Below are 26,117 nucleotides of genomic sequence, written 5' to 3'. Positions count from 1 at the left end.
CCCCATTCCCCATTCCCCATTCCCCATTCCCCATTCCCCATTCCCCACTCCCCACTCCCCTCTCCCCTCTCCTATTACCACTTGCCTAACAGTACCTTTTTATAGTACATATATACTAATTAAGACAGGAACTAGTCGCCCAAAAACATTGGCGGGCGAGTATTCCTGAAATAAGTCGTTAATTCTTAGTGGTCGTCTGTGGGTAGAAGTGCGATGATTTGGTCAACAAACTGTTGATGGTCAACAACAGGCTTAGAAATGTACCCATCAGCGCCGCTTTGCTTGAGAAAATTCTCGCGATCGCCTTCCATAGCATGTGCTGTCACCAAAATAACAGGTAAGTTTGCTGTTTTGGGATCAGATTTTAACATTTGTGTAATTTTGATTCCATCAACAGATTTACCTTGATAAACACTTCTAGACAGAGAAACATCCATCAAAATCAGGTCTGCTTCTCCTGATTGGGCAATTTTTATGACTTCTTCCACATTTTCAGTGTGTTTCACACCCAAGCCGCCACGCTTGGACAAAATTTTGGAAAAAACACGAGCATTAATTAGATCGTCTTCGACAATTAAAACAGTTTTCATGAGAATTTTAGTTATAGAGGTGAGAGGATTCAAGAATTCCCGAATTCAAAATTAAGAAATGCAATCATGGTAAGTATCATGGCTACTAAGTTTATGTAGATTATAGTCGTCTGCATCCTTTTTAATAGTCAATTGCATCCTCGTCATCAAGGATGATACTACTGCCTTTTCTTCTATGACTATCAAAATTTTGTTATGAATCCTATTTCATCCGTTATGCTGTGGTTGCCGCAGTGTTGAGTTCCATCGGCTTTTGTGTAGTTAAATTTCAGGGAAAAAACTCATGGCAAAACAGTTAAACCTTCTCGCAACGGGACAGGTAATTACAACAGCCCTGCACACCGAGATGCAACGGTCTTATCTAGAATATGCCATGAGCGTGATTGTCGGGCGAGCGCTACCAGACGTGCGTGATGGCTTAAAACCAGTGCATCGTCGCATTTTGTATGCAATGCACGAACTCGGTTTAATACCAGATAGACCCTATCGAAAATGTGCGCGTGTAGTGGGTGATGTGTTGGGTAAATACCATCCTCACGGCGACCAATCAGTTTACGATGCTTTAGTGAGGCTGGTACAGGATTTTTCTAGCCGCTATCCTTTGTTAGCAGGACACGGTAACTTTGGCAGCGTCGATAATGACCCGCCAGCAGCGATGCGCTACACAGAAACACGCCTCGCGCCGATCAGCCATGAGGGAATGCTGACAGAAATTGGTGAAGAAACCGTGGAATTTGTGGGGAACTTCGATAATTCCCAGCAAGAACCAACGGTGCTACCTGCTCAATTGCCCTTTCTGTTGCTCAATGGTTGTTCTGGTATTGCCGTGGGAATGGCGACGAATGTTCCACCGCACAACTTGGGGGAAATTGTCGATGGGTTAATTGCCTTAATCGACAACCCAGATTTGCCAGATGAAAAATTATTTGAGCTAATTCCAGGGCCAGACTTTCCCACTGGTGGAGAAATAATTGGTGAGGCGGGAATTCGGGAAGCATACACCACAGGTAAAGGTGGGATTCTGCTGCGGGGAGTTGCGACTCTGGAGGAAATTCCAGCCAGTAGGGGAAGCAAGCGACGGACGGCAATTATCATTACAGAATTGCCATATCAAGTGAATAAGGCTGCCTGGATTGAGAAGGTAGCGGACTTAGTAAATCAAGGTCGCTTGCAAGGAATTTCTGATCTTCGGGATGAGAGCGATCGCGAAGGTATGCGAGTGGTAATTGAACTCAAGCGCGATACCAATCCCCAAGAAGTTCTCCAGCATTTATATCACCAAACTGCCTTACAAATGACTTTTGGGGCAATTCTCCTAGCAATAGTGGATGGACAACCCCGCCAATTAAGTTTGCGTCAACTGTTGCAGGAGTTTTTGAGTTTCCGAGAACAGACGCTGAACCGTCGCTACAATTACGAGTTGGGAAAGGCTCAAAACCGTGTACATTTGGTAGAAGGTTTACTGAAAGCGCTGTCTAATTTGGATCAGGTAATTCAAATTTTACGCCAAGCTCCCGATGGCAGTACGGCAAAAATTAACCTTTGTAGCCAACTGGATTTGAGCGAGGTACAAGGAGATGCAATTCTGGCTATGCCATTGCGCCGCCTCACCAGTTTAGAACAGCAAAATTTGCAGCAGGAATTTGAGCAGATAAGTGAACAAATTGGCTTGTTGGAGCGGTTACTCAACGATCGCCGGGAATTATTGAAGGCGCTGAAAAAAGATTTGCGATCGCTCAAGCGCAAGTACAACGATCCCCGGCGGACGAAAATAGGAGAGGAGCAAAAGTCTAGGGCAGAGGATCACAAGAACAGAGGATCAGAAGATGATCAGGACAATCCAAAATCCCAAATCCCAAATCCAAAATTAGAACAGCCAGCAGAGGAGGCGATTTTAGAATTTACCCAACGGGGTTATGTCCGTCGCACCCAGCCATCTGGGAGAAAGTCAAAAGGCGAAAATGGTCTGCACGATAATGACTTCATTATCCAAACTGTGTTGACCGACACAGCAAAAGACTTGCTAATACTAACCGGTGGCGGCAAAGTCTATCCTGTGAATGTGGGAGAAATTCCGCCAACGACTGGACGTTCTCCACGGGGCAAACCTTTGATTACTATGCTCAGTAGTACTGCTCAAGGTGCTCAAGAAGCTGTGGTCAGCCGCTTTTTGCTGCCGGAAAATCTTGAAACTAGGCAGATGATTCTCTTAACAAAACAGGGACGAATTAAGCGTCTGTCTCTGGAAGAATTTACTAACCTGACTCGGCGCGGAATCACAATTTTGAAGCTCAAAGACGATGATGAATTGTCGTTTACCCAGTTCAACACTCCAGGGGAGCATCTAATTTTAGCTAGTTCAGGTGGGCGATTGTTGCGCTTTGCAGTCAATGATGAACAATTACCGATTATGGGTCGCGCCGCGATGGGTTTACAAGCATTTCGGTTATTGAAAAATCAGCAAATGGTTGGCTGTGTCACTGTCGGTAAAGATGACCAACTACTGCTAGTTACTCAAGAAGGATATGCCAAGCGAATGGCTGCAAGTCAGTTAAGAGCGGCCAATCGCGGCGATTTAGGCACGCAAGCGCTGAAATTTGCCAGCAAAACTGACAACTTAGCTGGTATGGTCATAGCGATGCCTTCTCTACGAGACGCTACGCGAACGGCGGGCTACGCCAACGCATCTGGCGAAGTAGCTTTAGTGACGAATAAAGAGCGGGTAGTGCGGATACCTGTGGAAACAGTGCCGCTCTTAGGTAGAGATGTCAAAGGTGAAAGCATCCTCCAACTTAACCGCGATGAAAAAATCATCACCGTGGCGGAAGTGCGATCGTAAATTATCTAGGGCTGATCTCGTTAAGAGTCTCCGACTGGGAATGCCTTTTTAGAGGGCTGCCGCCTCACGAATTGGCGGCAGAAAATATTGGGATGGTGTTTACTAAATCGCTGGATTTAGATCCCCGACTTCTTGAAGAAGCCGGGGATCTGGGCAGCTTCCTAAGTGTTTTTAACTCCAAATATCTCCTAGAACTTACGCAAAACTAGATGCTGTAGGGGCAATTCATCTAGCTTTAGCTGACCGCAGGATATTGCCCCTACCTAAAAATCATTCTTTTCAGCTATTGTTTGCGTAAGTCCTGTTTTCATTTATTATCAATAATTTTTAATTTAAAAATAATAACCTCTATAGTAAATCAACCACTGCAAATGATTTACTTGACAATTAGTTTCAACAATATATTATTGTCTATGACGGTAAAAGTCTAAATAAGATTTCTTCTGCCTCAGTAAATCTAACTGAAGGCCGATGTTTTAATTTGTAGTAATAGCTGTTAATGTTTATGTCAAGCTATGGAAACAAAAGTATAAAAAATGTTGACTTTATGAAAAGATTTGTTATATTAGTTTACATAAGGCAATAAACCTTAAAAATTAAGCTTGGAGTCTGAACCATGACAAATGCAACCACAACAAAAGTAACTACTCCTGTAATTGAAGATCGCAACGCTTGGCGTTGGGGCTTTACCCCACAAGCAGAAATTTGGAACGGTCGCTTGGCAATGATTGGCTTTTCAGCAGCCGTTTTGGTTGAGCTTTTTTCTGGTCAAGGCTTCCTACATTTTTGGGGCATTCTATAAGCTTTAATATCCAAGATGACCTATAAATAAAAAAACCTGGAGTGCTAATTCACTACCAGGTTTTTTATTTGTTTGTCATTTGTCTAAGACTAATGACAAATGACTATTGACAAATGACCAATAACTACCGAATATATTCCTTGAGAACGCTGTTACGATTTGGGTGGCGTAACTTACGGAGTGCTTTCGCCTCAATTTGACGAATGCGTTCGCGGGTGACGTTGAAAATCTGTCCGATTTCCTCAAGGGTCTTCATCCGACCATCATCCAAGCCGTAACGCAGTCTGAGAACATCCCGTTCACGAGGGCTGAGACTGTCGAGGACTTTTTCGAGGTCTTCGCGCAGAAGATTTTTGGAAACTTGGTCTTCTGGCGTCTCACCATCGGATTCAATAAAATCGCCCAATCGAGAATCTTCTTCTTTACCAATGGGCGTTTCTAGTGAAATAGGTAACTGGGCGGATTTAGCAATAAACCGCAGCTTCTCAATGGTCATTTCCATGCGAGTGGCGATTTCTTCTTCAGTGGGTTTGCGACCCATCTCTTGAGACAGCAGCTTGGTAGTTTTCTTAATCCGAGAGATGGTTTCGTAAAGGTGAACTGGAAGACGAATCGTGCGGGATTGATCTGCGATCGCGCGGGTAATTGCTTGACGAATCCACCATGTAGCGTATGTAGAGAACTTATAGCCTTTTTCGTGGTCAAACTTTTCAGCGGCACGAATCAAACCGAGACTGCCTTCCTGAATTAAGTCTTGGAACGACAAACCACGATTCATGTACTTTTTGGCAATTGAAACCACAAGACGGAGGTTAGATTGCACCATCTTGTCTTTCGCCCTGCGACCAACATGGAGGCGATAACGAAAGGCTGGTAGTGGCAGTTGCACTGCTTCTGCCCATTCACTATCTCTAGGATCGCGATCCAGCTGTTCACAGAGTCTTTCCCGCACCCTCTCTAATTCCAACAAATCGGCTATTTTCCGCGCCAATTCAATTTCTTCGTCTGCCCGCAACAGCCGAATTCTACCAATTTCTTGCAAGTAAAGCCGAATTGAATCTTCGGTGTAGTGCTTTTTCTTGCTTTGTGTCCGACGACGCGATTTAGCGGCTTTTCCAGACTTTGCGTCGTCCTCATCAGACTGAGGCTCTAAAAATTCCTCGTCACCTTCATCGATGATCAGCAAGTCCTCTTCTTCGTCTATTAAGAGTTCTTCTAACTCGAGCTCAGGCTGATTTATTATTTCGAGGTCAGGCTGATATATGCTTTCGAGTACGTTGTTAGCCTGGTTCATGCCGCGTTCCTCATGCTCCTTGCAGAATCAATTACTCAAGATGTGTTTACTGCTCTTTTAAACGAGCTACTTGTCAACCGAAAAAAGCTTTTTGGCAGATTTGCCAGAAATATTTTCGGACGTTTTACACCTCCGGTCGGAGGGTTTTTACTTTAGTTTAAGCAATTACTAAAGGTGACTTGCTTACCTTAGTAAATGTTATATGTGTTGCTATCACATATTGCTTTCAACTAACTGGTCAAAAAAAAGGCTCGCCTTTATCAAAAAATTTGCCACTCTATACAAATGAGTTCATACTGTTGGCAGATTTTCCTATAAAGACTCTTCCGATTGTAGCCTGTTTCACAGAAATTGTACTGTTTTTGTGTATTAATCATGAACTCCTACAGCAATTGTTAGCCACTATTTCCAAAAAGACATTAAAAACCGGAGTTATACCCGGAAATTTTTTCTCCACTTTCGGAATTGCAGTGACCCTCTCATTAGTTTAGAAAGTAAGTACGCTTGCTTTTGCCGAATTTCATGTATTTTACACAACCTAAATTACTGAGAAAGAGTGCATTGTATGTTAACTCAGATGATTCGTCTTAATCTAGCCATTTTTACATTTCCTTCATAAATTACGCATTCCTCAGACTAAAGCGGGTGTTGACCTTGGGTAAATACAACAAGGGTGATGGTGCTTGCCTGAAAGCAGTTAACCTTCTGCGTACTAATTACCTTAACTAAGGAGTTGAGGCGGTGGCAGAATCGACCTGATAGCAGATCAATTTCGGTTTAACTAATTTGGTCTTATTCACACGTTAGCGCACTGTGGCGATTTCAGCCCTATGAATCTTGACAAACTCTTCTTATTGTATACAAGGATATTTTAATCAATTAAAAAACGATTTGTCCTGCGAACTCGCCAATATAGTCCTATCTTAGGCAAAAGTACATTAGATACATACAATACAATAGCGATCGCCAGGGCATTACATGAAGATATTAACAAGTTTGCTGCCAGATGGTGTCTGGTTGGACTAGGCATTACCTCCAACAGAGAGAACCCAGAAGATGCCTGATGATTTGGTTAGGAAAGTTTTTTCCGTAACTCAATTGTAAACTTAAATACCTTTTATTTCAGTAAGTTTTTGTCATTTTATGATCACAAATCCTCAAGATACTTATTAACTGCTGTTTGATAGATAATGTTCAGTTATTTTCTTAAAGCATAACAAATGTGTTTCTAGCTGGTGGGGAAAATTAATCAGCTAGTCAGTGCAAATAGTATTATCTTGACTAAATTTACAATAAAGTTGGTAGTTTTGCTAACACTAGAACATTGAATTTTTGTAAAATATTGACAATAAGTAAATTATATGGTTATTTGTTAACTGAAAAATTGAGAATTTTTGTAGTTATGTAGCACTGACCTACCATTTGTGTGGTAACTAAGTAAACCTAAATTTTTTTACAGCTATTTTCGTCTTAAATAGACCACGCGGTAGGGGCACAGAAAAAGCTCATTGGTGTCAACTTAAGGTGAAAGTTAGTCTAGAAGCAGTATTTAGAGATTGCCTCGAAAAGAAGTCTCTGGCTCTTAATGCCCAATGGGGAGAGCCGCAATGATCGGCATTTCCAGCCTTTGGCTGGAAACGAGATGTTATATCATGTCCGGTAAATTAGTTGTGATATGTCATTGCGTACTCGTTTGGAGAATTCGTTGGCGTAGCGTCTTTGCCAGGAGAAGGAGACCTCTTGCATAAATCAAAAATAAGAACCCCACCCCGCCAAAGCTACGCTTTGTCTCCCCTCCCCGCTTGCGGGGAGGGGTTGGGGGTGGGGTGTTAGGCACTTTTGCAAGAGGTCTAGGGTACGGAACGAAGTGCAACGCGAACAGCATCTCGTAGAGAAGATAAGCAATTTGCTTGCGATTTGGGATTGCTTCTCTTCTTGGGCTGCGCCAACGCTAGCAATGACAAGTGTCTAGCCGGACATGATATTAGGATTGTTATAGATTAGATCGGGATGGAGAAACTATAAAAAAGGTAATGGGTGAAAACGTATCACCCATTACCAATGTCACAAATTATTGAAGTAGTGTTAGGGAACTGAGATTAGATATCTAGATCGGTGAAGTTGAGTTTAGAACCATAGGTTTCGATGAATTCTCGTCTGGGTGCGACGCGATCGCCCATTAAAATTGTGAAGATGCGATCGGCTTCGGCGGCGTCCTCAATTTCGACTTGCTTCATTTTGCGGGTTTCTGGGTTCATGGTGGTGTCCCAGAGTTGTTGTGGCATCATTTCACCCAAACCTTTGAAGCGTTGGATGGTGTAGTTGGCGTTAGCAGGAAATTTGGCGATTGCTTGATTTTTTTCGCGATCGCTATAGCAGTACTCATGATTACGTCCCCGTTCTACTTTAAATAGTGGGGGACAAGCGATATAAATAAAGCCTTGTTCGATGAGCGCTCGCTGATATCGATAAAAGAATGTTAACAACAAAGTACGGATGTGCGCTCCATCTACGTCAGCGTCCGTCATAATCACTATCCGGTGATAGCGCAGTTGGTTAGAATCGAATTCATCACCTTTAACACCTAAACCAAGTGCTGTAATTAACGATTGAACTTCGTTATTTTTATAGATTTTGGCATCGTCGGTTTTTTCAATGTTGAGAATTTTACCACGTAGAGGCAAGATCGCTTGAGTGCGGCGATCGCGTCCTTGTTTTGCACTCCCACCGGCTGAATCGCCTTCGACGATGAATATCTCAGATTCGCTGGGGTCACGAGAACTACAATCTGCCAATTTACCAGGTAATGGCGAAGATTCCAACACCGATTTGCGCCGAACTAATTCTCGCGCATGACGGGCTGCTTCTGCGGCTTTGAAAGCTTGGATGGCTTTATCTAAAATTGAGTCTGCGATCGCCGGATGAAATTCTAGGTACTCGGTGAGGACTTCTCCTACCAAAGAATCGACAATTCCCCGCACTTCAGTATTACCGAGTTTGGTTTTGGTTTGTCCTTCAAATTCTGGATCTGGGACTTTAACGGAAATAACAGCAGTCAAACCTTCGCGGACGTGTTCGCCACTGAGGTTAGGTTCATTCTCTTTAATTTTATTGCGCTTGCGAGCGATCGCATTTAATGTCCGAGTCAGAACTGCCTTCAAGCCTTCTAAGTGAGTACCACCATCCACCGTGCGAATATTGTTGGCAAAACCTAGTACATTATCCGTGTAAGCATCAGTACACCACTGCAAGGAAACTTCCACTATTACGTTGTTCCGTTCTCCCTGCACATAGATAATTTCTTCATGCAGTGGCTGCTTTTCACGGTTCATGTAGGCGATATATTCTTTAATACCACCCCTGTACTCGTAGGATTCTACCTTGGGTGTATCGCTTTTTAGCAGTTCCAGACGGTGGTCAGTAAAGGTAATTTTGACACCTGCATTCAGATACGCCAATTCCCGTAGGCGACCTGACAAAGTGATGTAGTCAAACTCAATGCTATTAGTGAATATTTGGGTATCTGGCTTAAAAGTAACAGAAGTTCCGGTTCTAGCTTCTTTGTAAGGCTTGACTTGCAGTTCAGTAACTGGGATACCGCGTTCATAGCGCTGGATATGAACTTTTTTATCTCGCCAAACTGTAACTTCTACAACTTCAGATAGGGCATTAACAACAGAAATACCAACCCCGTGCAATCCTCCAGAAACTTTGTAGCCACCGCCGCCAAACTTACCACCAGCGTGCAGTACCGTCATCACGGTTTCCAAAGCCGATTTCCCGGTACGCGAGTGAGTATCGATAGGAATACCGCGACCATCATCTGTTACAGTCACAGAACCATCAGCGTTGATATCCACTTCTATATGAGTGCAATAACCCGCCAAAGCCTCATCAACTGAATTGTCCACCACCTCGTAAACTAAATGGTGGAGTCCTCGCGGCCCAGTGGTACCGATGTACATTCCTGGTCTTTTGCGGACGGCTTCCAGACCTTCCAGAACTTGAATCTGATCGGCACTGTAACTGCTCGTCATGTAAACTCTCCTGATGCGTGGGGTTGAAGTCGCCAAAAGGCAATTAAAAGTAAAAACACTCCAAAATTGTAACACAAAAGCCTTGCTGGCGTCTGTAGGGCATTTTCAAGAGAAGTTTATACAGGGGTTGCAGTCCCGTGCTAGAGGGGCATGGGGAGCAGGGGCAGAATAGCTTAATGACTAATGACTAATGACTAATGACTAAATTAATTGTGATTTGTGGGGCGACAGCAACAGGTAAGTCGGGTTTGGCTTTGGTTTTGGCGATGCGGTTGGGTTCTGTAATTCTCAGTGCTGATTCTCGTCAAGTTTACCGTGAGTTTGATATTGGGACGGCGAAACCAACTGTGGCTGAACAAAAATTGGTGCGGCACTATTTAATAGATATCTGCGATCCAACAGAGATGATCACACTAGCAGACTACCAGGAACAAACACAAGCCTTAATTGCTTCTGTTGGTGTTACGCCACTGTTACTAGTTGGTGGCACTGGTTTATATATCCGTTCGATTGTTCAAGGGATGAAAATTCCTCGCGTTGCACCGCATAAAGAATTGCGATCGCAGCTTGAATCTCTCGGTCAACCACAACTCTATGCAATGTTACAACAAGTTGACCCCGTTGCAGTACAAAAAATTCATGGCAATGATTTAGTGCGGACTTTAAGAGCGTTAGAAGTATATTATGTTACTGGATCTCCCATTTCACAACAGCAAGGGGAGAATCCGCCGAATTATCCGATTTTGCAAATTGGTTTAGATTGCGATGTTGAAAAGTTGCTTGCTCGTATTGAACAGCGTACTGAGCAAATGATAGCAGATGGTTTGGTTGCGGAAGTGGAGTATCTTTGTCAAAAATATGGCGCTGATTTGTCTTTGTTGAATACTTTGGGCTATCAAGAAATCAAGCAATATTTGGCTGGGGATATTTCCTTAGATGAAGCGAAAGAATTAACAATTTTGCATACGCGACAATTTGCCAAGCGACAACGCACTTGGTTTCGATCATATCCACAAATTGAATGGTTTGATTCAGATGATCCTAATTTATTAGAGAAGGTTTGGCATCGGATAAATGAGTTTATAAGTTGCACAAGTTCGTGAGAATTATAAACTCATGCAAAGACGCAAAAAACTTTGCGCCTTTACAGTGAGTGTTCTACAGATTGTCGGGATCTACGCCCATAGCCCGTAGCCTATCTGCTAGTAATTGGGTACGTTGTTCTGCTTGTTCGGCGCGTTGTCGTTCCTGTTCGGCGCGTTCATCCCCAGTCAGCAAAACAGTACCATCTTGGTAGCACCAGCGTAACCAAGTATCCTGTCTATCTTCAAATTTGCCTTCCCACAAAGTTACGCCTAAACCAACTTGTTCTAACCAAATTTCTGAAGTTTCAAAGTAGCGTGTTCCCCTAAGTTCATAAACGCGCAGGACTTTTTCTCCTAATTGCTGATTTGGGTCATATACGATGTAGTAACTAGCCCGCATATGTTCATAAATTTGCAGCTTTTTGCCCAGTTCATCACCTTCTTTATTAGAGACAATTTCGAGGACGACTTCTGGAGGTTTGCCAAAACGCCAAACCATATAACAACGATTTTGTTTTTCCCACCAATTTTCAGGTACTTGCACATCGAAGCTGAGAAAAACGTCGGGTACAATTGCCGGTTGACCGTCTGTATGGTAAATTCCGACATTAGCTGCTGCTAAAAAAGTCTGCTGCTGTATAGAACTGTAAAGAGAGCCAACCAAAAGGCGTTGTTGTTTTTCAGAGGCAAAATTGTCCACAGGTGTATCATCTTCAGTGACTAGCTGGTTGGCATCTGGCACATAGTAATCATCATCATTGATTAGAACTTGCTGAACCATGACTTTATCCAGTATTTAAGAGCGTTATTTCTAGGTTAGTTGATTACGGATGGAAGGGTGCATTCACTCAATATTTAATACTGAAAAATTCTCAGGAGTAGTCATCAATGGAATCTTTTTCAGAACTTGTGAAGCTTTCTGGGCTACTAAATGATTTCAGACAACCCTGGTTTGTAGCAGGCGGATGGGCGATAGACCTTTTTATAGGAGATATAACTAGGGTACATAAAGATATAGAAATCGCAATATTTAGGCAAGATCAGAGCAGCCTGCGAGAATATTTATTTGGCTGGGAATTTAGCAAGGTTGTTAATGGAAAAATGGAGCCTTGGAATGAAGATGAATGGCTAGAGTTACCGATACATGAAATTCATGCTCATGCTAAAAATACCTTATTCTCGGAACTAGAGATTCTCTTGGATGAGTCTTCACAGAGGGAGTGGAGGTTTCGTAGGAATCTTGATATTGCACGTCCATTATCAATGATTCGGTTACGTTCTGATATTAATGTACCGTTCCTTGCTCCAGAAATTGTACTCTTATACAAAGCCAAGAATCCCAGGTCTAAGGACGAAGATGATTTTTATCGTGTATGCAGGTTACTTGATGAAGAACGTCAAGTTTGGCTTAAGCAAGCAATAACACTGTGTCACCCCGGACATCATTGGCTTGCAGAAATTCATGCTAGCTGAAGATGAGTGCGATCGCCTCCTCTCAACCCATCCAAATTATTGCTGAATATGAGTGCGATCGCCTTCCATCCACCCAGCCTATCAAATATGTATTTTTACTCCCACATCCTTTGAACTGGATATGCATCAAAGACAACATCTATACTTAACAAAGGCATCTTTTCAACTATTGCCTGAGCGATTAAAATTCGGTCAAAAGGGTCGCGGTGATGGCTTGGCAAAGCTTCTAAAGCATAGATATGAGTCAATTCAATGGGTAATAGTTGTAGATTATTCACTTGCTGTTGAGTTTCCATGAAATTAGGAAGCGACGAGCTTAAATTTAGTTTACCAAGCTGAGATTTTATTTGTAATTCCCAAACACTAGCCATGCTAACTACCCAAAAATTGTTAGTATCAATTAATAAGTTTCTAACTCTCTAAGATAGTTTTTCTGGGTTTCCTGCTGACCAAATAATTACGTGAGTGTCTAATAATAGTTTCATCCCTTACTTTCACCTAACCAAAACTCATCAGGTAAAGGGTCATTAAAATCATCACTTATCCAAATCTTACCTTGGTTTAAACCTAGTACCCGTTTCTGGGGTGATTGTTGGGGTAGAGCATATTTTTGTGCTAGAAATTCCACAAAATCTAGCACCTGTTGTTGCTGTTCTGGTGCTAGGGTTTGCAGCTTGGTAATTAATTTTGAGGTGGAATCTAAAACTTGGTAAGTCATTTTAGCCTCATCCTGTTAAATGTCTGACTTTATATTTACTTTAACCCTACAATTAACAGAATATTAGATTGTAGGATCATTCAATGCACTTGTTAAGAGACATAGCACCTTCGTACTCAAATCAGGCGATCGCACTTCTTTTACATCAAATGCGTAGACGCAGAGCGGCTTGTCGCCAGACATCGCCTTTTACTCCCCCCTTAGCTGCTATTCTTGCAACAATAGTAAACACAGCCATCAACAGCAGCCTGTAAAATGCCATGACAGACACCGCAGTTAGCATTTCTCCCGCCGATATCGAAACCCTTGAGCAGTTATACACCTTCCGAGAGCACACCGAAGTTTTAGAATTTCTGGATAAACATCCGTTTCTCATTCCCGTGCTGCTAGAAGCACCTGAGAAAATTCGCCACTACTTCCCTGACTCTCAGCTATTTCTGGAAGTTGTTCCAGATCGAGAAAGTATTGATTGGGTGCAGTTGATACTATCTATTTTGATGAAGCTTGACCCCCATGAAGCAGTTGCAAGGCTCCATCAGTTTGACGAGAATTGGTCAAGAAGTCTTTCACACCAGGTGCATCAGCAATTTTTTACCACTCTCGAATACCTAGATGAGTTTTGATTGGTCACAATATCTTAATCTAGCCAAAGAACTCACCGATCAACCAACTACTCCTGCAAATCAGGAAGCTAAACTGCGTGATGCTATCAGTCGAGCATACTATGCAGCTTTTATCTTGGCGCGAAACTATTTGCGTGATCAAGAAGGAATATCAATTCCGAAAATAAGTGATGCTCACAGATATGTTTGGGAGCAATTCAAGCTTAATCCTCACCCACAACGTCAATTAATTGCCAATAACTTGAAACGATTGCGATATGCTCGCAATCAAGCAGATTATGTTGATAAATTTCCTGGATTGGCTGGCACTACAATAATAGCTTTAGATTTATCTGAGGAAGTAATTTCAATTTTAAGCAACCTGTAAACATCTACCTTTAACTTTAAAAAACTATGCTTACCCAAGAGAAAAAACAACTCAACTGGAAACCCATTATCAAAGCATTCGAGGCTGTCCTTGGTAAAAATGGTGTGGTGCAACGCCGCGAAGAACTTATTACCTACGAATGCGACGGTTTAACCGGCTATCGCCAACGTCCGGCTGTGGTGGTGTTACCTAGAACTACAGAACAAGTTGCCCAAATTGTGAAGATATGCAACCAATATTCTATACCCTTCATAGCACGAGGTTCTGGTACTGGTCTATCTGGCGGCGCGTTACCAGTGATAGACTCTGTTTTGATTGTCACTTCCTTAATGCGGCAAATCCTCAGCATTGATTTGGAAAATCAACGGGCAATTGTTCAACCAGGCGTAATTAATAGTTGGGTAACACAAGCCGTCAGTGGTGCTGGATTTTACTACGCTCCTGACCCCTCCAGTCAAATTATCTGCTCTATTGGGGGCAACATTGCCGAAAATTCTGGTGGCGTACATTGTCTCAAATACGGTGTTACTACTAACCACGTTTTAGGATTAAAAATTGTCACGCCAGAAGGGGAAATTGTCGATTTAGGTGGACAAATCCCAGAGATGCCTGGTTATGACTTAACAGGTGTGTTTGTTGGTTCTGAAGGCACTTTAGGAATTGCCACAGAAATTACTTTGCGAATTCTCAAAAGTCCAGAATCAATTTGTGTGCTGTTGGCAGATTTTACTAGTATTGAAGCTGCTGGGGCAACTGTTTCTGATATCATCAGCGCCGGAATTATTCCTGGTGGTATGGAAATGATGGATAACTTCAGTATCAATGCAGTTGAAGATGTTGTAGCAACTAATTGTTACCCCCGCGATGCTACTGCTATTTTACTAATAGAAATTGACGGTTTAGAAGTGGAAGTTGCAGGTAATAAGCAGCGAATTACGGAAATTTGTAAAAAAAATGGTGCGCGTAATGTCACTTCCGCTACTGACCCAGAAACCCGATTGAAATTATGGAAAGGACGCAAAGCGGCTTTTGCTGCGGCTGGACATTTAAGCCCAGATTATTATGTACAAGACGGTGTAATTCCTCGTACTCAGTTGCCTTATGTTCTGCACGAGATTGAGGCATTAAGTAAACAATATGGTTATCGTGTTGCTAATGTATTTCACGCTGGCGATGGCAATCTTCATCCGCTAATTCTTTATGATAATTCTGTGTCTGGAGCATTAGAGCAAGTAGAAGAAATGGGTGGAAAAATTCTCAAACTATGTGTCCAAGTCGGTGGTAGTATTTCTGGCGAACATGGTATCGGTGCAGAGAAAAAGTGCTATATGCCACAGATGTTTAGCCAAGTTGATTTAGAAACTATGCAATGGGTGCGGCAAGTTTTTAATCCTAAAGGGTTAGCAAATCCTGAAAAGATATTCCCCACACCACGAACTTGTGGAGAAGCAGCAAATGCATCGGCACTCAAGCAATTTGAAGGTGTGGAAAGATTTTAATTTTCCGCAAAGGTGCATTTGCAGTTCCTCTCGTTCCCAGTCAGAGACTATTGGTGACCGAATTTTAGATTTTAAATTTTGGAAAATGGAATTGTTGGGCGTTGCCTAAGAAGAGAAGATTCTTGCGTTCCATTATTTAAAAAGGGTTACAGAACAAGCGAATTTATTCGTAGAACAATTCTTTAATCCAAAATCTAAAATTAAATGACAGAGCAAGTGACTTGATTGCTCTTTTCTTTTCTTCAATCTAAAATCTAAAATCTAAAATCCAAAATTGTTTGACAACTTCAAGTGAAGCGATGTCTACGACGGGCTATTCGGTGAGGCCAAAATTTCAAGTGGGGTGTGGAGATAAGCCCGTAATCAAAATGAGAATATCCTATCAATACCGCTTAAAACCAACTAAAAAACAAGCTGAAATTATGGACAAAACATTAGAAATGCTACGTTATCAATATAATTATCAACTTGCTCAACGGTTTGATTGGTATGAGCAAAATCGTTGTTCTATTGATAGGTGTTCCATTTTGGTTTGCCATATCCCAGAACTAAAGCACAAGCCTAATAGATTTAGTCAGCAAGCAACGCTGACCCAACTTAAAAAAGACCGTCCGTGGTACAAAGAGATTCATTCTCAGGTATTGCAAGAAGTACCTAAAAAAGTTGATTTGGCATTTGACCACTGGCTAAAAGGTGACACTAATGGCAAGCGTAGCGGTAAGCCTAGATTCAAACGGAAAGGAAGTTACAAGACTTTTACTTATCCCCAATTCAAGAGAGAACATTTTGTCTTCAACAAAATTACTCTCTCAAAGATTGGGACAATTGAAGTAATCGTTCATCGCCAGATACCTGATGGATTTGATATAAAAACCGTGTCTGTCACCAAAAAAGCTGATGGCTACTATGTAACTCTAAGTCTAGATGATAAAACAGTCCCAACTACTAAACCTGATTTTGACGCTGATAATATTGTTGGTATTGATGTTGGCTTGATTGATTTCATTGTCACTTCAGATAATGAAAGAATAGCAGCGCCTAAGTTTTTACGTAAAGCGGAACGCAGGTTAAAATCAGCACAACGCCGTGTCTCTCGTAAGAAGAAAGGCTCTAACCGTCGTAAGAAAGCGATTAAAAAACTAGCTACGCAACACAAAAAAGTTGCTGATACTAGAAAGGATTTTCACTTCAAAACGGCTAATAATTTACTCAAAAAATATGATGTTATCGCACTAGAAAAATTAAATATTAAAGGACTTGCTAAAACACGATTGGCTAAAAGTATAAATGATGCCGGATGGGGACAGTTCACAAGCATACTTTCAAACAAAGCCGAGAACGCTGGTTTGAAAGTAATAGCTGTAAATCCAAACGGCACTAGTCAGGAATGTTCTAGTTGTGGTCAAAAAGTAAAGAAGCCGCTAGCTCAAAGAATACATAATTGTCCTAATTGTAAGGTCAGTTTGTGTAGGGATCTGAACGCGGCAATAAACATAAAGAATCGTGGGACGCACGATCTAAAAGCTCAAATTATGTCCTCAATGAGGAGTCTCTGAGAAGCCTACACTTACCTGTACTCAGGAAGTGTAGGTACGTCACTCCTTTGCAGAATTAATTGGTTTTTGAGCAAAGGGGATATTTTTTTTACCTTCAGGAGAAGCACCTCCAAGGCTGCGGAAATATAGTCCTCCAATCGTGAGTAAAAAGGTTACATATCCCACTGCTTGCACAAGATAGAGGTTGTCTCTATAACCAAATAAAGATTTGAGGATAATGCCAGGAAACTGTTCGTCAGGCAAGATTGTGGAAGTATTTGAAACCATTGGCCCCAAAATACAGGAATGGACTTTTGTAAAACGTTCGTAATAGAAACAAAAGCTTTCTGTAGCACGGCTGCTAAGGGCAAGATTAGCCACAGCCTCATCAAAATGTTTCAAGGCTGAAACTACCAGCCCAGCCACAATCAGCACTAATAAAACGCCCATTACCTGGAAGAACTGGCGGATGTTAATTTTGACACCCCATTTAAATAGCAGCACCCCAATTGCAGATGCGGCCACTAAACCAGCAATAGCACCCAACGCTGGCATTAATCCCTGTTGAAAATTAGCCGCAACGAACAGAACAGTTTCAAAGCCTTCGCGGACAACGGCAATTAAAATTAAAGTAAAAACACCCCAACCAGCATTTGAGTTTTGTGTCAGCGCTTCTGTTACTGCTCCCTCAACTGTAGCTTTCATAAATCTGGCTTGTTTAGTCATCCAGATTAGCATCCAACTGAGCATGGCGATCGCTAACAGACTAAACACACCTTCTAGCCCTGGCTCAACTACGGAGGTGTATTGAGGATTAACTGCTCCCAGTACTTGAATTAGCCAACTGAATAACACACCTATTAAGGCACTGAGGACAATGCCAACGCCGACACCAGCATATACCCAAGAGTTGAGTCGAGATTGTTTAGCTTTTTGGAGCAAAGCTAGCACAATACCAACAACAAGGGCAGCTTCCACTCCTTCTCGGAGTGTTATTACAAAAGTAGGTAGAGCAGTACTAAAATTCATCTTTTATCTTTTATCCTTTGTCTTTTCTCCTTTGTCATTAGTCCCTAGTGAATAATTAATAGACATCTGGTAAAAATTAAATATGTGTTATCCATAACTTTTGTAGAGATGTAGCACTGCTACATCTCTACATTTTGTTTTACCAGATGTCTAAGGGCTAATGACTATTAACCAAAATCGCGTAGCATCTTTTTCAATTCGAGATTATGCATCTCTTCTTGCCCAATCATGCCGCGAGCGAATTCTTCCAGATAAATGCTGGCATTGGTGACAGTTTCGAGCAGAGTTTTATACAGTTCCAATGCCTTTTTTTCATGGGATAAGCTTTCTGCCAAAATATCCTTGACTTTATGCTGGTAGGTTTCTTCCATTGGGGCAATTTTCAAGGAGGGATGCCCATCTAAACCGGTGAGAATTTCTCCCACTTGTTCGGCATGAAGTAAAGACTCAGTTGCCTGTGCTTTGAAAAAAGCCACGATTGGAATACGGTTAGGGCCAGTCACCATCAAAGAATAATGTGTATAGCGCACTACCCCTGCTAGTTCAAACTCCATGATGGCGTTCAGCAGGTCAATCGTCTTTTTGTGATCAAGTTCTTGCATCAGTTGTTAGTTCAAGTAACGAATGGAACGTCATGAGTTAGGAGTTAGGAGTTGGAAGTTAGGAGTTAGAAGTTTGTAATTCGTAATTCCTAATTCATAACTCCTAACGATTTCCTCATTTTAAACTCCTTACCCTATGCTTCCCATTAAATTAAAGTGTTATAGCTGTGCTTGGGTACTGGATTTGTCAACCACTTTTTGAGAGTTTTCCTCAATGGTTTTCACCAGCTTGGTAACATCATTAGGTGTTTTGACTGCTTTCGCTGGTGGAATGGCGGCGGGCCAAACTTTTATGAGTTCAGCGAAACTAGTGTCGATCGCTTTGTGTGCTTCGGGATCTGCTTGAGCTATTTGACTAGAAATTCCTTTGTATAAATCATTGGCGTAAAAGACAAAACCACGGGAGTCTTGATACTCAATTGGGGCGGTTACTTTACCATCTGCGATCGCAGCGCCATATTCGGAGTTAGCTGAATCTAGCAATTCGTTAATTACCTGTAGCACAAATCCTGGTTTGGAACGTTGATCTGCTGGCAAAGCTGCGATCGCGGAATCAACTGCTTGCACTGAAGAGGCAAAATTAGTTTTAACTTTGCTATCCTTCGGACTAGATTTCACCAAATCTTGCAAACTCACCAATGTTGTCTTAAATTCTTTGACTTTACGCTCATTAAGTTGATCTTCTACATCAACGTAAATCTCCTCAACTGGATGTCCAATATGAGGTTCTGCCTGTTTCGGCTGATTCTGATCCAGGAGTTCTTTTGCTACTAAAAGATGCCCTTTCATTAAGCCTAATTTAGACATATAGTCAACATCTTTGGCCTCACCTGTAAGTACCACTTCTTGAACACCAACCTGGTCTTTAATTTGCCCGAACTGCTCTTGAGTAATTACTTTTTTAGTAACTAAATCTTCTGGACTGCCATAGGGACGATTTGCCTGGATTTTATTGGATAAAGCCGGAACACCTAGCTTGGCTTCAAACTTATCCAATTCTGACAATATAGCAGTGTTAATATTAATTTTTTCTTTGCCACCGTGACCACTATGACTGTTATTACTTACTGCCTCTGTAGCTTGAGGGCTAGCAACTGGTGCTGATGGATTTTCTGCGGTTGGTGTACCACTACAAGAACTCAAGGTAACTATTAAGGCTGCTGCTGCTGTTAAAAAGATATAACGAACTTTTATCATCTTTGTTCCTCGCACAACTAAAAAGGTATTAATTGAAACAAACATTTCAATCTATTACTACATCAGTAATCAGAAACCTAACCCCCCAGCCCCCTTCCCTACTAGCGTTGGGGGAGCCAAACTCCCTAACGGCAGGCTGACGCCAAGGTGGAGGGGTTGGGGGGGAGGTTCTTCCAGGATTACTGAATTGGTGTTCTAGAAGTTAGTTTGTTTGACACATTGTCGTAGACTTTACTTTCGCATATAATGATATTTTTTATCAACTAGTTGCTCTAATACTTTTAGGAATTAATTACAAATTACTAATTATCTAGTTAAGAATTTTTCACAGGCTTTTGAGAGTTGCTCTCAGCAAGTACTTCAAATTGACCCATGCAACCGTTTTCTGCGATCGCATCCTGATGGGGATGGAACATATACTTACCTGGGTAGCGAAAAGCAAATTCCAAAATGTGCCTTTCTGCTACGCCCATCGTAATCACATCAGTTTTCTCACTCTTCTTCATACTCATGCCATAGCGATAGACATCAAAGAAGTTGGCGTGGAGGTGAAACGTCACTGCCGGATCGTATTCAATGATGTTGAGGACATACAGCCGAATCAACTGATCTTTGTAAATGCGAATCGGATCATGCATATAGTAATGGGGCAGACCGTTGAAGGCGTAATAATCATTATGGCTATCATCATTGACGTCATAGCCACCCATCACTAGTACAATCTCATCAGCCGGGGGACGCGGAGTAGGTGGATCGATGATAAACATTCCGTACAGCCCCTTGGCAATGTGACGGGTGACTGGTTCAATATGGCAGTGGTATAAGTGAACACCATATGGTTCAGCATCAAATTCATAAATTGTCGCACTACCATTCCTGATTGGGCGAACACCATCCATTTCTGCCGGATGAACGCCATGAAAATGCAAAGAGTGAGAATGTCCCGCGTTGTTGAGAAATAGTACCCGGATGCGATCGCCTTCTTTTGCCCGTAGCGTTGGCCCTGGTATGCGACCGTTTAAATCCCAGATGTTGTAAGAGACAGCACTATTGAGTTTTATTATGGAAGTACCCGCAGTTAACTGGAATTCCCGGATAGTCCGCCCATTTTCTTGCTTCACCGTCCCATAATCAAAATCCCTTAACATCTTCATCGGGTTATTAACGTCGTCTGGTGCTTCCATACCGAGTGGTGGCACTTTGACGATTGACTGACTTTGTAGATTTAGCATTTGCCAAAGTGCAGCTGCACCAGTCACTCCAGCACCTGCTAGTCCCAGCTGCAATAATTGACGGCGGCTCCAAGGTTTTCTGTTACCTAGAGCGAAGTTGTTGGGCATGACATTTAGTTACGGTTAGCGGCAAAAAAGAATTGCAAAAAATTTTCAATTGCTTTTGAATTTTAGGGGAATTAATAATTATTGTCAATAATTTTAGAGTGCTTCAAAACTGCTACTGAAGTTATTAGATTCAGGTCGAGCTATAATCTGTCTTGAAAATAGGGGGTCGGGTATTCCTTTTTCGTTCTTGGTTGTGGGATTTTACCGTGATTAGCTGTCTTGCAAAACTCTAGGCAATTTTTCTGTTTTCAATAGTATTTTTACTTAAATAAAAAGTATAAAGAAGTTAAGTTTGGAAGTGCTTTATTTAAATCCAACTCCAAAGAATTCAAGTCTATTGACCAAAAAGAAAAAGGTACAAGCCCCTGAATTTATTTATGGGGTTGGTACTTTTGACTTTTGACTTGGAGCGAAGCGACTGACACGGCGGCATCGGTGGAATCCGTGCGATCGCTCCGGCTCTGAGCAGTTCCGGGCGCTTGGCGTAGGGGAGCAAACCATCTGACTTGGTGTGATACTGACTAGCACAGTCAAGTACGGCAGTTGCTGTCTTCTCTACACATTCAGCATCAGCAGGCAGATCGCCGAATAAGTAGGTGTGTTTGTTAGGAGAGACGAAAGCAATTGCACAAGCCTGGTCACAAACACCCATGCATTCAACGGGTTGAATCGAGAACTCGTCTTGCAACACCCAGTTATGATATAGGGTTTGTAATTTCTCTAGCAGCAATTCACCGCCGCTTTTAGCAACATACTCTTTTGTCTGATGACTACTTCTACAGCTAGTGCAGACGAATATAATGTGTTGATGATTCATAGATAAATTGCAGGGTTCAATTTCTGATACTGTGTCTATAAAAATCCATGTCGAACACTCAATGGTATCCGACATGGATTTTAGGCAATCAGCCTGTGCGGTGATTGGGCGAACAAACTAAGGGCAAATGTATTTACAACCGAATGACATAGCAATAACGCTAGTTGATACTGACTTAGGAAACACTACGCTTCCAAGTCATCCCAGTATGCGGAGTCTGCCGTTGTCGTAGCCACAGTCCCAGCAGCAAACCAATTACCACAACTCCGGTAAAGTAAGTTAGCGAAATCAACCGGACATGCATCGGCGGAGCGACACCTTCGACTGGAATATTCTCTGCAACTTGGAATGGCTGAAATTGCTCTTTTGTGTTTGCTTGCGGCGCAACCTCGACTACAACGCTATGGGGGGCACCGTCAAAGAATTCCTGCTCCCACGCTAATTTTCCGTTGCTGTCTGGAGTACCTTCATAAGCAAACGCCACCCAATTATTTTCGAGTTGGGTGGTTGTTACCTTCAATACTACATCTGTCACGGGTTGGCTGGTTTTGGTATCACTGACGCTAACCTGCAATCTGGCAGGTTGACCCACCGTTGCACTCTCGTCACCCGATAGTTGCATATAAAGTCCTTGAGACTGCAATTTAGCGGGCTTACCAGAGGGTGGAACTTCTTCTCCCATACCTGGCATCGACATCGACATATGGTGCGATTCGGCAAGTTCAGCGCTGATATTGACCCAGAGGAGTGCAGCGATCGCTACCACAATCAATCCACTTAATAACAATCGTACCTGTTGCGGGGCAATTTCTCCCGGTTGAATCGCTTGTCTGCCCCCAATCACCCAACCTCCTAGTAGTCCAACTGCCAGCAAAATCACAACCAGGATGCCAAAGTAGCGGAACTTTAAGGAATTTTCAGGCAGCGTCAGCGTCAGCTTTTGCTGAATCGGCTCAAATGCATTGGCAACAAGCGGAGTAACTGCTACCTGGAGTTGATACGTTCCGCGGATCGGCAGGGTTTGTTGAACCTGCAACTGACCTGTTGGTGCATTGCCCTCAATGTCCAGCAACTTTGTCCCCTCGACGATCGGAAAATCTGTTGTGAACCAGGGGTTTTTAGGAGGGGTGAACAATTGCAAGTGGATTTTGGCATCCTTTAAAGATTGCCCTTGAGCATCTACGGCTTGCAGCATCAGCTGCACTGGCGGATTGTAGTGCCCCGATCCCAAAACTGTGGTGGCTTCAGCCTCAAGGGGTTGAACCTGATTAATCGGTGGATTGGTTGTTAGCCGCACCAATGGTTGAGGGGATTGTCCAAGTCCGATCCAACCATACAGGATGATTCCCATCATGCAAATCGCACCGATCAGCTTAGACCACTTAAGTTTTGTCATTTTATTTCTCTCCTCCTGCTAATCATTGACTCAATCTAATTAATGACAACTCACCATCAGTGTGTGGTGACGCAGAGTATGAGTCGTGTCATGGATAGCGGGGTATGTAGTGAAATAAATTGTCCACAGTGTCAAAGAACACAGTGCGATATAGAGCGCTGATTGTACAGGCACTGATAGTACCCGACGGGCGACTTGTTGCTGGACTGAACTAGAAGATTGAACCGTCATTTTGTACCTCGCAGATAAAACGATATTAATGATTGATTCGGTAGGCATTCTGACTTCTACAGGGAGCAGTCAGCAGTAAATCACTGAAAACAGATGAATAAGACTCTGTATGAGCCGTACTAGCATACTGAGCCAGCTATTTCGTTTTCATTCATGAAGATTACCTATATTAACACTGACGTAAGGTTTAGTAAAACCTATCTAAATGACAGAGGCATTGCAATCTTATGTCATAAGTGTGACTAGTCGTGTCACTTGCTCCTCACGGACGGGGGGAGAGTTACCCTTACCTTTTTGGCTAACTTATTAGTTTTACTTATCTTTGATTTCTCTACAAATTTCTCAAAAATGTATCTTAGAATATGGTTTTTTGTACAATAATTGTATCTGTAGCTATCTATCACAAAGCGATACCTTTCCTTCTCTACGAGAGGCTGCGCGAACGGAACGCTACGCGTAGCTTGCTTCCACGTTCGCGTAGCGTCCCGCAGGGAAGTGGTACGGTGAGCTTTGCTAACGCAGAACTTTTCGGTATACTGAAATTAATTATGCAAGGTCAAAAATAAGTACTCCGTCTCATATTTCACGATTGCAGAAAACTGCAAGTATTACTACGGGTGAAAGATGCCACAACCGGACAACCTGTCAAAGATGTACTGTTGCAGGTGAAAGCGATCGCCACAGAACATAATTTAACAGTCTTTGACTACAAAGGTATTCCCGACGAACAAGGTAAATGAACAGTAGCCATTGTGGACATAGAGTAAAAAAGTCACTTAGTACCAGAACTCACTCATGTTCTAGCTGCGGGATAGAAATTTGCAGAGATACAAATGCTGCGATTACAGCTATTTTCAGGTAAATAGACCACGCGGGTAGGGGCACAGCAGTGCTGTGCCCCTACGACGGATGTGGTTCAAATACATGAAAACTGCTGTAATATCCTTAAAAAGGGAATGAAAATGTTAGGGATGGAGTGGCAAAGCGAAAAATCCGGTCTTCTCCCAAGGGGAGACGCTAAAAGCGATGGGGTTTCCCTAAGTGGAGGACTTTTCCAAGACAACAGTACTTCTGGGCAAGAAGAATCTGCATCGAAAGATGGAAAGCATGGGGAGAAAACCACCAATACTATTGATCGTACAGACGCGATTAATCGCGTCTCTCCTGATATAGCAAGCGGATTTCTGTGAACCATGAATTAGAATCCCCGTGCGTAGCCTTCGGCAACGCCAAGGGCGAACACGCCGGGGAGTATGTCAATAAGGATTCCAGTTAATACAAAGATGTGCATTAAAAAAAATAGTTGTGGTAAAACCACACTATTTTTTTTGTTAATGGGTTATATAAAATTAATATTTGTTTGCTGAGAAATTAAGAAAGTAATGCTGACAAAAATTGCTGTTGAAAAAATTCTTGATCGTGCCTTGATGGGATATGACTTATCTCCCGAAGAGGGAGTGGTATTGTTACAACAAACTGACGCGGAGGCGATCGCTGCAATACGTACTACATCCGACACACTCCGCCACACTCAAGCCGGCGATACGGTTACATACGTAATTAATCGTAATATTAACTTTACTAATATTTGTGAGCAGCACTGTAGTTTTTGTGCTTTCCGTCGAGATGATGGTGATGTCGGTGCATACTGGTTAGATTCGGCGCAAATATTGGAAAAAGCAACAGATGCGGTACGCCGGGGTGCGACGGAAATCTGTATGCAGGGGGGATTAAATCCACAAGCGCAGATAAATGGCAAATCTTTGCCCTACTATCTCAAGGTAGTGGAAACCATCAAACAGGAATTTCCTCAGATACATTTACATGCTTTCTCTCCCCAGGAAGTACAATTTATCGCCAGACTTGACGGACTTGAATATGCTGATGTGATTATTGCTTTGCGCGATGCTGGTGTTGGTTCAATGCCGGGAACAGCATCTGAAGTGTTAGACGATGAAGTTAGGCGAATACTGTGTCCAGAGAAGATTGACACAGCCACTTGGCTAGAAATTGTCAGCACTGCTCACAAATTAGGCTTGTATACGACTAGTACCATGTTATCTGGGCATATTGAAACCCAGGAACAGCAAATCGGGCATTTAGAAAAATTGCGATCGCTCCAACAAACTGCCATCAATCAGGGATATCCAGCAAACATCACAGAGTTTATTTTATTACCCTTCGTTGGACAAGAAGCGCCCAAATCCTTACGTCGTCGTGTCGGACGCGATCAACCAGTTTTGAGTGATGCCCTGCTGCTAGGGGCTGTGGCGCGAATTTACTTAGGTAATTGGATTCCCAACCATCAGCAGAGTTGGGTAAAATTGGGGCTTGCTGGTGCAACCGAAGCCTTAGTTTGGGGTTGCAACGATATCGGCGGCACATTAATGGAAGAACATATTACCACAATGGCAGGTGCTTTGGGTGGTACGTGTATGGAAGTGGAAACCTTGCAAGCTGCGATCGCTTCTTTAGGAAGACCTTACCAACAACGGGATACTCTTTATCAAAAAGTTAGGAGTTAGGAGTTAGGAGTAGCCCTTTCAAGGTGGGTAAAAATTTTGGTCAAAAAATTCCTCTTCAATCTCTTGACTCTGTGTTCTCTGCGCCTAATAAGGTTAAATAAATTACTTTTAAACCGCA

At 42.5% G+C, this 26,117-nt stretch carries 25 protein-coding genes; 12 read left to right on the top strand and 13 right to left on the bottom strand.

The window, feature by feature from the left end; translation table 11 throughout:
* Positions 1-185: 185 nt before the first annotated feature.
* Entirely contained in the window at positions 186-590 is a 405-nt protein-coding gene (locus tag HWQ23_RS17910) for a response regulator (RefSeq protein ID WP_109009404.1), read from the bottom strand.
* Positions 591-873: 283 nt separating this feature from the next.
* On the opposite strand from HWQ23_RS17910, the gene gyrA reads away from it, so the two are divergent.
* Together gyrA and HWQ23_RS17900 are read left to right on the top strand one after the other, a co-directional pair.
* Positions 874-3,429 (top strand): DNA gyrase subunit A, encoded by a 2,556-nt coding sequence (gene gyrA, locus HWQ23_RS17905; RefSeq protein WP_292830536.1) that lies wholly within the window; start codon positions 874-876, stop codon positions 3,427-3,429.
* A 616-nt stretch (positions 3,430-4,045) separates the two neighbouring features.
* On the top strand, positions 4,046-4,231 hold the full coding sequence (locus HWQ23_RS17900; protein WP_100898540.1) for a chlorophyll a/b-binding protein: 186 nt from the start codon (positions 4,046-4,048) through the stop codon (positions 4,229-4,231).
* A gap of 124 nt (positions 4,232-4,355) precedes the next feature.
* On the opposite strand, the gene rpoD is transcribed toward HWQ23_RS17900, so the two are convergent.
* Positions 4,356-5,525: an RNA polymerase sigma factor RpoD gene (rpoD, locus tag HWQ23_RS17895; RefSeq protein WP_292830531.1), complete on the bottom strand. Its 1,170-nt coding sequence runs from the start codon at positions 5,523-5,525 to the stop codon at positions 4,356-4,358.
* Positions 5,526-7,624: 2,099 nt separating this feature from the next.
* Positions 7,625-9,562, bottom strand: a complete 1,938-nt coding sequence (gene gyrB / locus HWQ23_RS17890) for a DNA topoisomerase (ATP-hydrolyzing) subunit B (RefSeq protein WP_292830529.1) — start codon at positions 9,560-9,562, stop codon at positions 7,625-7,627.
* A gap of 197 nt (positions 9,563-9,759) precedes the next feature.
* On the opposite strand from gyrB, the gene miaA reads away from it, so the two are divergent.
* Positions 9,760-10,665, top strand: a complete 906-nt coding sequence (gene miaA, locus HWQ23_RS17885; protein ID WP_292830527.1) for a tRNA (adenosine(37)-N6)-dimethylallyltransferase MiaA — start codon at positions 9,760-9,762, stop codon at positions 10,663-10,665.
* Between the two features lie 55 nt (positions 10,666-10,720).
* Here miaA and HWQ23_RS17880 read toward each other — a convergent pair whose 3' ends face one another.
* Positions 10,721-11,428 carry a Uma2 family endonuclease gene (locus HWQ23_RS17880; RefSeq protein WP_292830525.1) on the bottom strand — a complete coding sequence of 236 codons (708 nt, stop codon included), beginning with the start codon at positions 11,426-11,428 and terminating at the stop codon, positions 10,721-10,723.
* Positions 11,429-11,535: 107 nt separating this feature from the next.
* Here HWQ23_RS17880 and HWQ23_RS17875 point away from each other — a divergent pair, with 107 nt between their 5' ends.
* Positions 11,536-12,120 carry a nucleotidyltransferase domain-containing protein gene (locus HWQ23_RS17875; RefSeq protein WP_292830523.1) on the top strand — a complete coding sequence of 195 codons (585 nt, stop codon included), beginning with the start codon at positions 11,536-11,538 and terminating at the stop codon, positions 12,118-12,120.
* A 95-nt stretch (positions 12,121-12,215) separates the two neighbouring features.
* Here HWQ23_RS17875 and HWQ23_RS17870 read toward each other — a convergent pair whose 3' ends face one another.
* Entirely contained in the window at positions 12,216-12,521 is a 306-nt protein-coding gene (locus HWQ23_RS17870; protein WP_365741889.1) for a type II toxin-antitoxin system VapC family toxin, read from the bottom strand.
* A gap of 80 nt (positions 12,522-12,601) precedes the next feature.
* Positions 12,602-12,838: a type II toxin-antitoxin system VapB family antitoxin gene (gene vapB, locus HWQ23_RS17865; RefSeq protein WP_292830521.1), complete on the bottom strand. Its 237-nt coding sequence runs from the start codon at positions 12,836-12,838 to the stop codon at positions 12,602-12,604.
* Between the two features lie 260 nt (positions 12,839-13,098).
* On the opposite strand from vapB, the gene HWQ23_RS17860 reads away from it, so the two are divergent.
* The 4 genes from HWQ23_RS17860 to HWQ23_RS17845 all read left to right on the top strand — a co-directional run bounded on the left by HWQ23_RS17860 (position 13,099) and on the right by HWQ23_RS17845 (position 16,883).
* The gene (locus HWQ23_RS17860) at positions 13,099-13,461 is read left to right on the top strand and encodes a hypothetical protein (RefSeq protein WP_292830519.1); all 363 of its coding nucleotides are present in this window, start codon (positions 13,099-13,101) and stop codon (positions 13,459-13,461) included.
* The gene (locus HWQ23_RS17855; protein ID WP_292830517.1) at positions 13,451-13,828 is read left to right on the top strand and encodes a HEPN domain-containing protein; all 378 of its coding nucleotides are present in this window, start codon (positions 13,451-13,453) and stop codon (positions 13,826-13,828) included. Before HWQ23_RS17860 ends, HWQ23_RS17855 begins: the two co-directional genes overlap by 11 nt.
* Positions 13,829-13,854: 26 nt before the next feature.
* Positions 13,855-15,327, top strand: coding sequence for a glycolate oxidase subunit GlcD (gene glcD / locus HWQ23_RS17850; RefSeq protein WP_292830515.1), 1,473 nt, complete (start codon positions 13,855-13,857; stop codon positions 15,325-15,327).
* 368 nt (positions 15,328-15,695) lie between these two features.
* The gene (locus HWQ23_RS17845; RefSeq protein WP_292830791.1) at positions 15,696-16,883 is read left to right on the top strand and encodes an RNA-guided endonuclease InsQ/TnpB family protein; all 1,188 of its coding nucleotides are present in this window, start codon (positions 15,696-15,698) and stop codon (positions 16,881-16,883) included.
* A gap of 39 nt (positions 16,884-16,922) precedes the next feature.
* Here the strand turns inward: HWQ23_RS17845 and HWQ23_RS17840 are convergent, their stop codons facing one another.
* The 7 genes from HWQ23_RS17840 to HWQ23_RS17810 all read right to left on the bottom strand — a co-directional run bounded on the left by HWQ23_RS17840 (position 16,923) and on the right by HWQ23_RS17810 (position 23,474).
* A complete protein-coding gene (locus HWQ23_RS17840; protein ID WP_292830513.1) occupies positions 16,923-17,891 on the bottom strand; it encodes an FTR1 family iron permease in 969 nt (322 codons plus the stop codon).
* 167 nt (positions 17,892-18,058) lie between these two features.
* On the bottom strand, positions 18,059-18,493 hold the full coding sequence (locus HWQ23_RS17835) for a ferritin-like domain-containing protein (protein WP_292830511.1): 435 nt from the start codon (positions 18,491-18,493) through the stop codon (positions 18,059-18,061).
* 159 nt (positions 18,494-18,652) lie between these two features.
* Entirely contained in the window at positions 18,653-19,690 is a 1,038-nt protein-coding gene (locus HWQ23_RS17830; RefSeq protein WP_292830509.1) for a ComEA family DNA-binding protein, read from the bottom strand.
* A 314-nt stretch (positions 19,691-20,004) separates the two neighbouring features.
* Positions 20,005-21,030 (bottom strand): multicopper oxidase domain-containing protein, encoded by a 1,026-nt coding sequence (locus HWQ23_RS17825; RefSeq protein ID WP_292830507.1) that lies wholly within the window; start codon positions 21,028-21,030, stop codon positions 20,005-20,007.
* Between the two features lie 334 nt (positions 21,031-21,364).
* Entirely contained in the window at positions 21,365-21,847 is a 483-nt protein-coding gene (locus HWQ23_RS17820) for a DUF1636 domain-containing protein (protein ID WP_334890115.1), read from the bottom strand.
* 175 nt (positions 21,848-22,022) lie between these two features.
* Positions 22,023-23,243 carry a hypothetical protein gene (locus HWQ23_RS17815; RefSeq protein ID WP_292830505.1) on the bottom strand — a complete coding sequence of 407 codons (1,221 nt, stop codon included), beginning with the start codon at positions 23,241-23,243 and terminating at the stop codon, positions 22,023-22,025.
* Between the two features lie 39 nt (positions 23,244-23,282).
* Positions 23,283-23,474 carry a CbtB-domain containing protein gene (locus HWQ23_RS17810; RefSeq protein WP_292830503.1) on the bottom strand — a complete coding sequence of 64 codons (192 nt, stop codon included), beginning with the start codon at positions 23,472-23,474 and terminating at the stop codon, positions 23,283-23,285.
* Between the two features lie 617 nt (positions 23,475-24,091).
* Here HWQ23_RS17810 and HWQ23_RS17805 point away from each other — a divergent pair.
* From HWQ23_RS17805 to cofH, 4 genes are all read left to right on the top strand, one after another.
* Entirely contained in the window at positions 24,092-24,214 is a 123-nt protein-coding gene (locus HWQ23_RS17805; RefSeq protein ID WP_292830501.1) for a hypothetical protein, read from the top strand.
* A complete protein-coding gene (locus tag HWQ23_RS17800) occupies positions 24,211-24,336 on the top strand; it encodes a zinc ribbon domain-containing protein (RefSeq protein ID WP_292830499.1) in 126 nt (41 codons plus the stop codon). Before HWQ23_RS17805 ends, HWQ23_RS17800 begins: the two co-directional genes overlap by 4 nt.
* A gap of 94 nt (positions 24,337-24,430) precedes the next feature.
* Entirely contained in the window at positions 24,431-24,664 is a 234-nt protein-coding gene (locus HWQ23_RS17795; RefSeq protein WP_292830497.1) for a hypothetical protein, read from the top strand.
* Between the two features lie 192 nt (positions 24,665-24,856).
* On the top strand, positions 24,857-25,999 hold the full coding sequence (cofH, locus tag HWQ23_RS17790; protein WP_292830495.1) for a 7,8-didemethyl-8-hydroxy-5-deazariboflavin synthase subunit CofH: 1,143 nt from the start codon (positions 24,857-24,859) through the stop codon (positions 25,997-25,999).
* Positions 26,000-26,117: the final 118 nt, after the last annotated feature.

Source organism: Nostoc sp. JL33, from assembly GCF_017114985.1.
GTDB lineage: Bacteria > Cyanobacteriota > Cyanobacteriia > Cyanobacteriales > Nostocaceae > Nostoc.
The sequence above is the reverse complement of the archived record's forward strand: the minus strand, read 5'-3'. Positions and strand labels throughout refer to the sequence as shown.

Bases quoted from the DNA above. Each gene is read 5' to 3' on its own strand.
- HWQ23_RS17910 (WP_109009404.1), bottom strand. From the start codon at position 590: ATGAAAACTGTTTTAATTGTCGAAGACGATCTAATTAATGCTCGTGTT.
- gyrA (WP_292830536.1), top strand. From the start codon at position 874: ATGGCAAAACAGTTAAACCTTCTCGCAACGGGACAGGTAATTACAACA.
- HWQ23_RS17900 (WP_100898540.1), top strand. From the start codon at position 4,046: ATGACAAATGCAACCACAACAAAAGTAACTACTCCTGTAATTGAAGAT.
- rpoD (WP_292830531.1), bottom strand. From the start codon at position 5,525: ATGAACCAGGCTAACAACGTACTCGAAAGCATATATCAGCCTGACCTC.
- gyrB (WP_292830529.1), bottom strand. From the start codon at position 9,562: ATGACGAGCAGTTACAGTGCCGATCAGATTCAAGTTCTGGAAGGTCTG.
- miaA (WP_292830527.1), top strand. From the start codon at position 9,760: ATGACTAAATTAATTGTGATTTGTGGGGCGACAGCAACAGGTAAGTCG.
- HWQ23_RS17880 (WP_292830525.1), bottom strand. From the start codon at position 11,428: ATGGTTCAGCAAGTTCTAATCAATGATGATGATTACTATGTGCCAGAT.
- HWQ23_RS17875 (WP_292830523.1), top strand. From the start codon at position 11,536: ATGGAATCTTTTTCAGAACTTGTGAAGCTTTCTGGGCTACTAAATGAT.
- vapB (WP_292830521.1), bottom strand. From the start codon at position 12,838: ATGACTTACCAAGTTTTAGATTCCACCTCAAAATTAATTACCAAGCTG.
- HWQ23_RS17860 (WP_292830519.1), top strand. From the start codon at position 13,099: ATGACAGACACCGCAGTTAGCATTTCTCCCGCCGATATCGAAACCCTT.
- HWQ23_RS17855 (WP_292830517.1), top strand. From the start codon at position 13,451: ATGAGTTTTGATTGGTCACAATATCTTAATCTAGCCAAAGAACTCACC.
- glcD (WP_292830515.1), top strand. From the start codon at position 13,855: ATGCTTACCCAAGAGAAAAAACAACTCAACTGGAAACCCATTATCAAA.
- HWQ23_RS17845 (WP_292830791.1), top strand. From the start codon at position 15,696: ATGAGAATATCCTATCAATACCGCTTAAAACCAACTAAAAAACAAGCT.
- HWQ23_RS17840 (WP_292830513.1), bottom strand. From the start codon at position 17,891: ATGAATTTTAGTACTGCTCTACCTACTTTTGTAATAACACTCCGAGAA.
- HWQ23_RS17835 (WP_292830511.1), bottom strand. From the start codon at position 18,493: ATGCAAGAACTTGATCACAAAAAGACGATTGACCTGCTGAACGCCATC.
- HWQ23_RS17830 (WP_292830509.1), bottom strand. From the start codon at position 19,690: ATGATAAAAGTTCGTTATATCTTTTTAACAGCAGCAGCAGCCTTAATA.
- HWQ23_RS17825 (WP_292830507.1), bottom strand. From the start codon at position 21,030: ATGCCCAACAACTTCGCTCTAGGTAACAGAAAACCTTGGAGCCGCCGT.
- HWQ23_RS17820 (WP_334890115.1), bottom strand. From the start codon at position 21,847: ATGAATCATCAACACATTATATTCGTCTGCACTAGCTGTAGAAGTAGT.
- HWQ23_RS17815 (WP_292830505.1), bottom strand. From the start codon at position 23,243: ATGACAAAACTTAAGTGGTCTAAGCTGATCGGTGCGATTTGCATGATG.
- HWQ23_RS17810 (WP_292830503.1), bottom strand. From the start codon at position 23,474: ATGACGGTTCAATCTTCTAGTTCAGTCCAGCAACAAGTCGCCCGTCGG.
- HWQ23_RS17800 (WP_292830499.1), top strand. From the start codon at position 24,211: ATGAACAGTAGCCATTGTGGACATAGAGTAAAAAAGTCACTTAGTACC.
- HWQ23_RS17795 (WP_292830497.1), top strand. From the start codon at position 24,431: ATGAAAATGTTAGGGATGGAGTGGCAAAGCGAAAAATCCGGTCTTCTC.
- cofH (WP_292830495.1), top strand. From the start codon at position 24,857: ATGCTGACAAAAATTGCTGTTGAAAAAATTCTTGATCGTGCCTTGATG.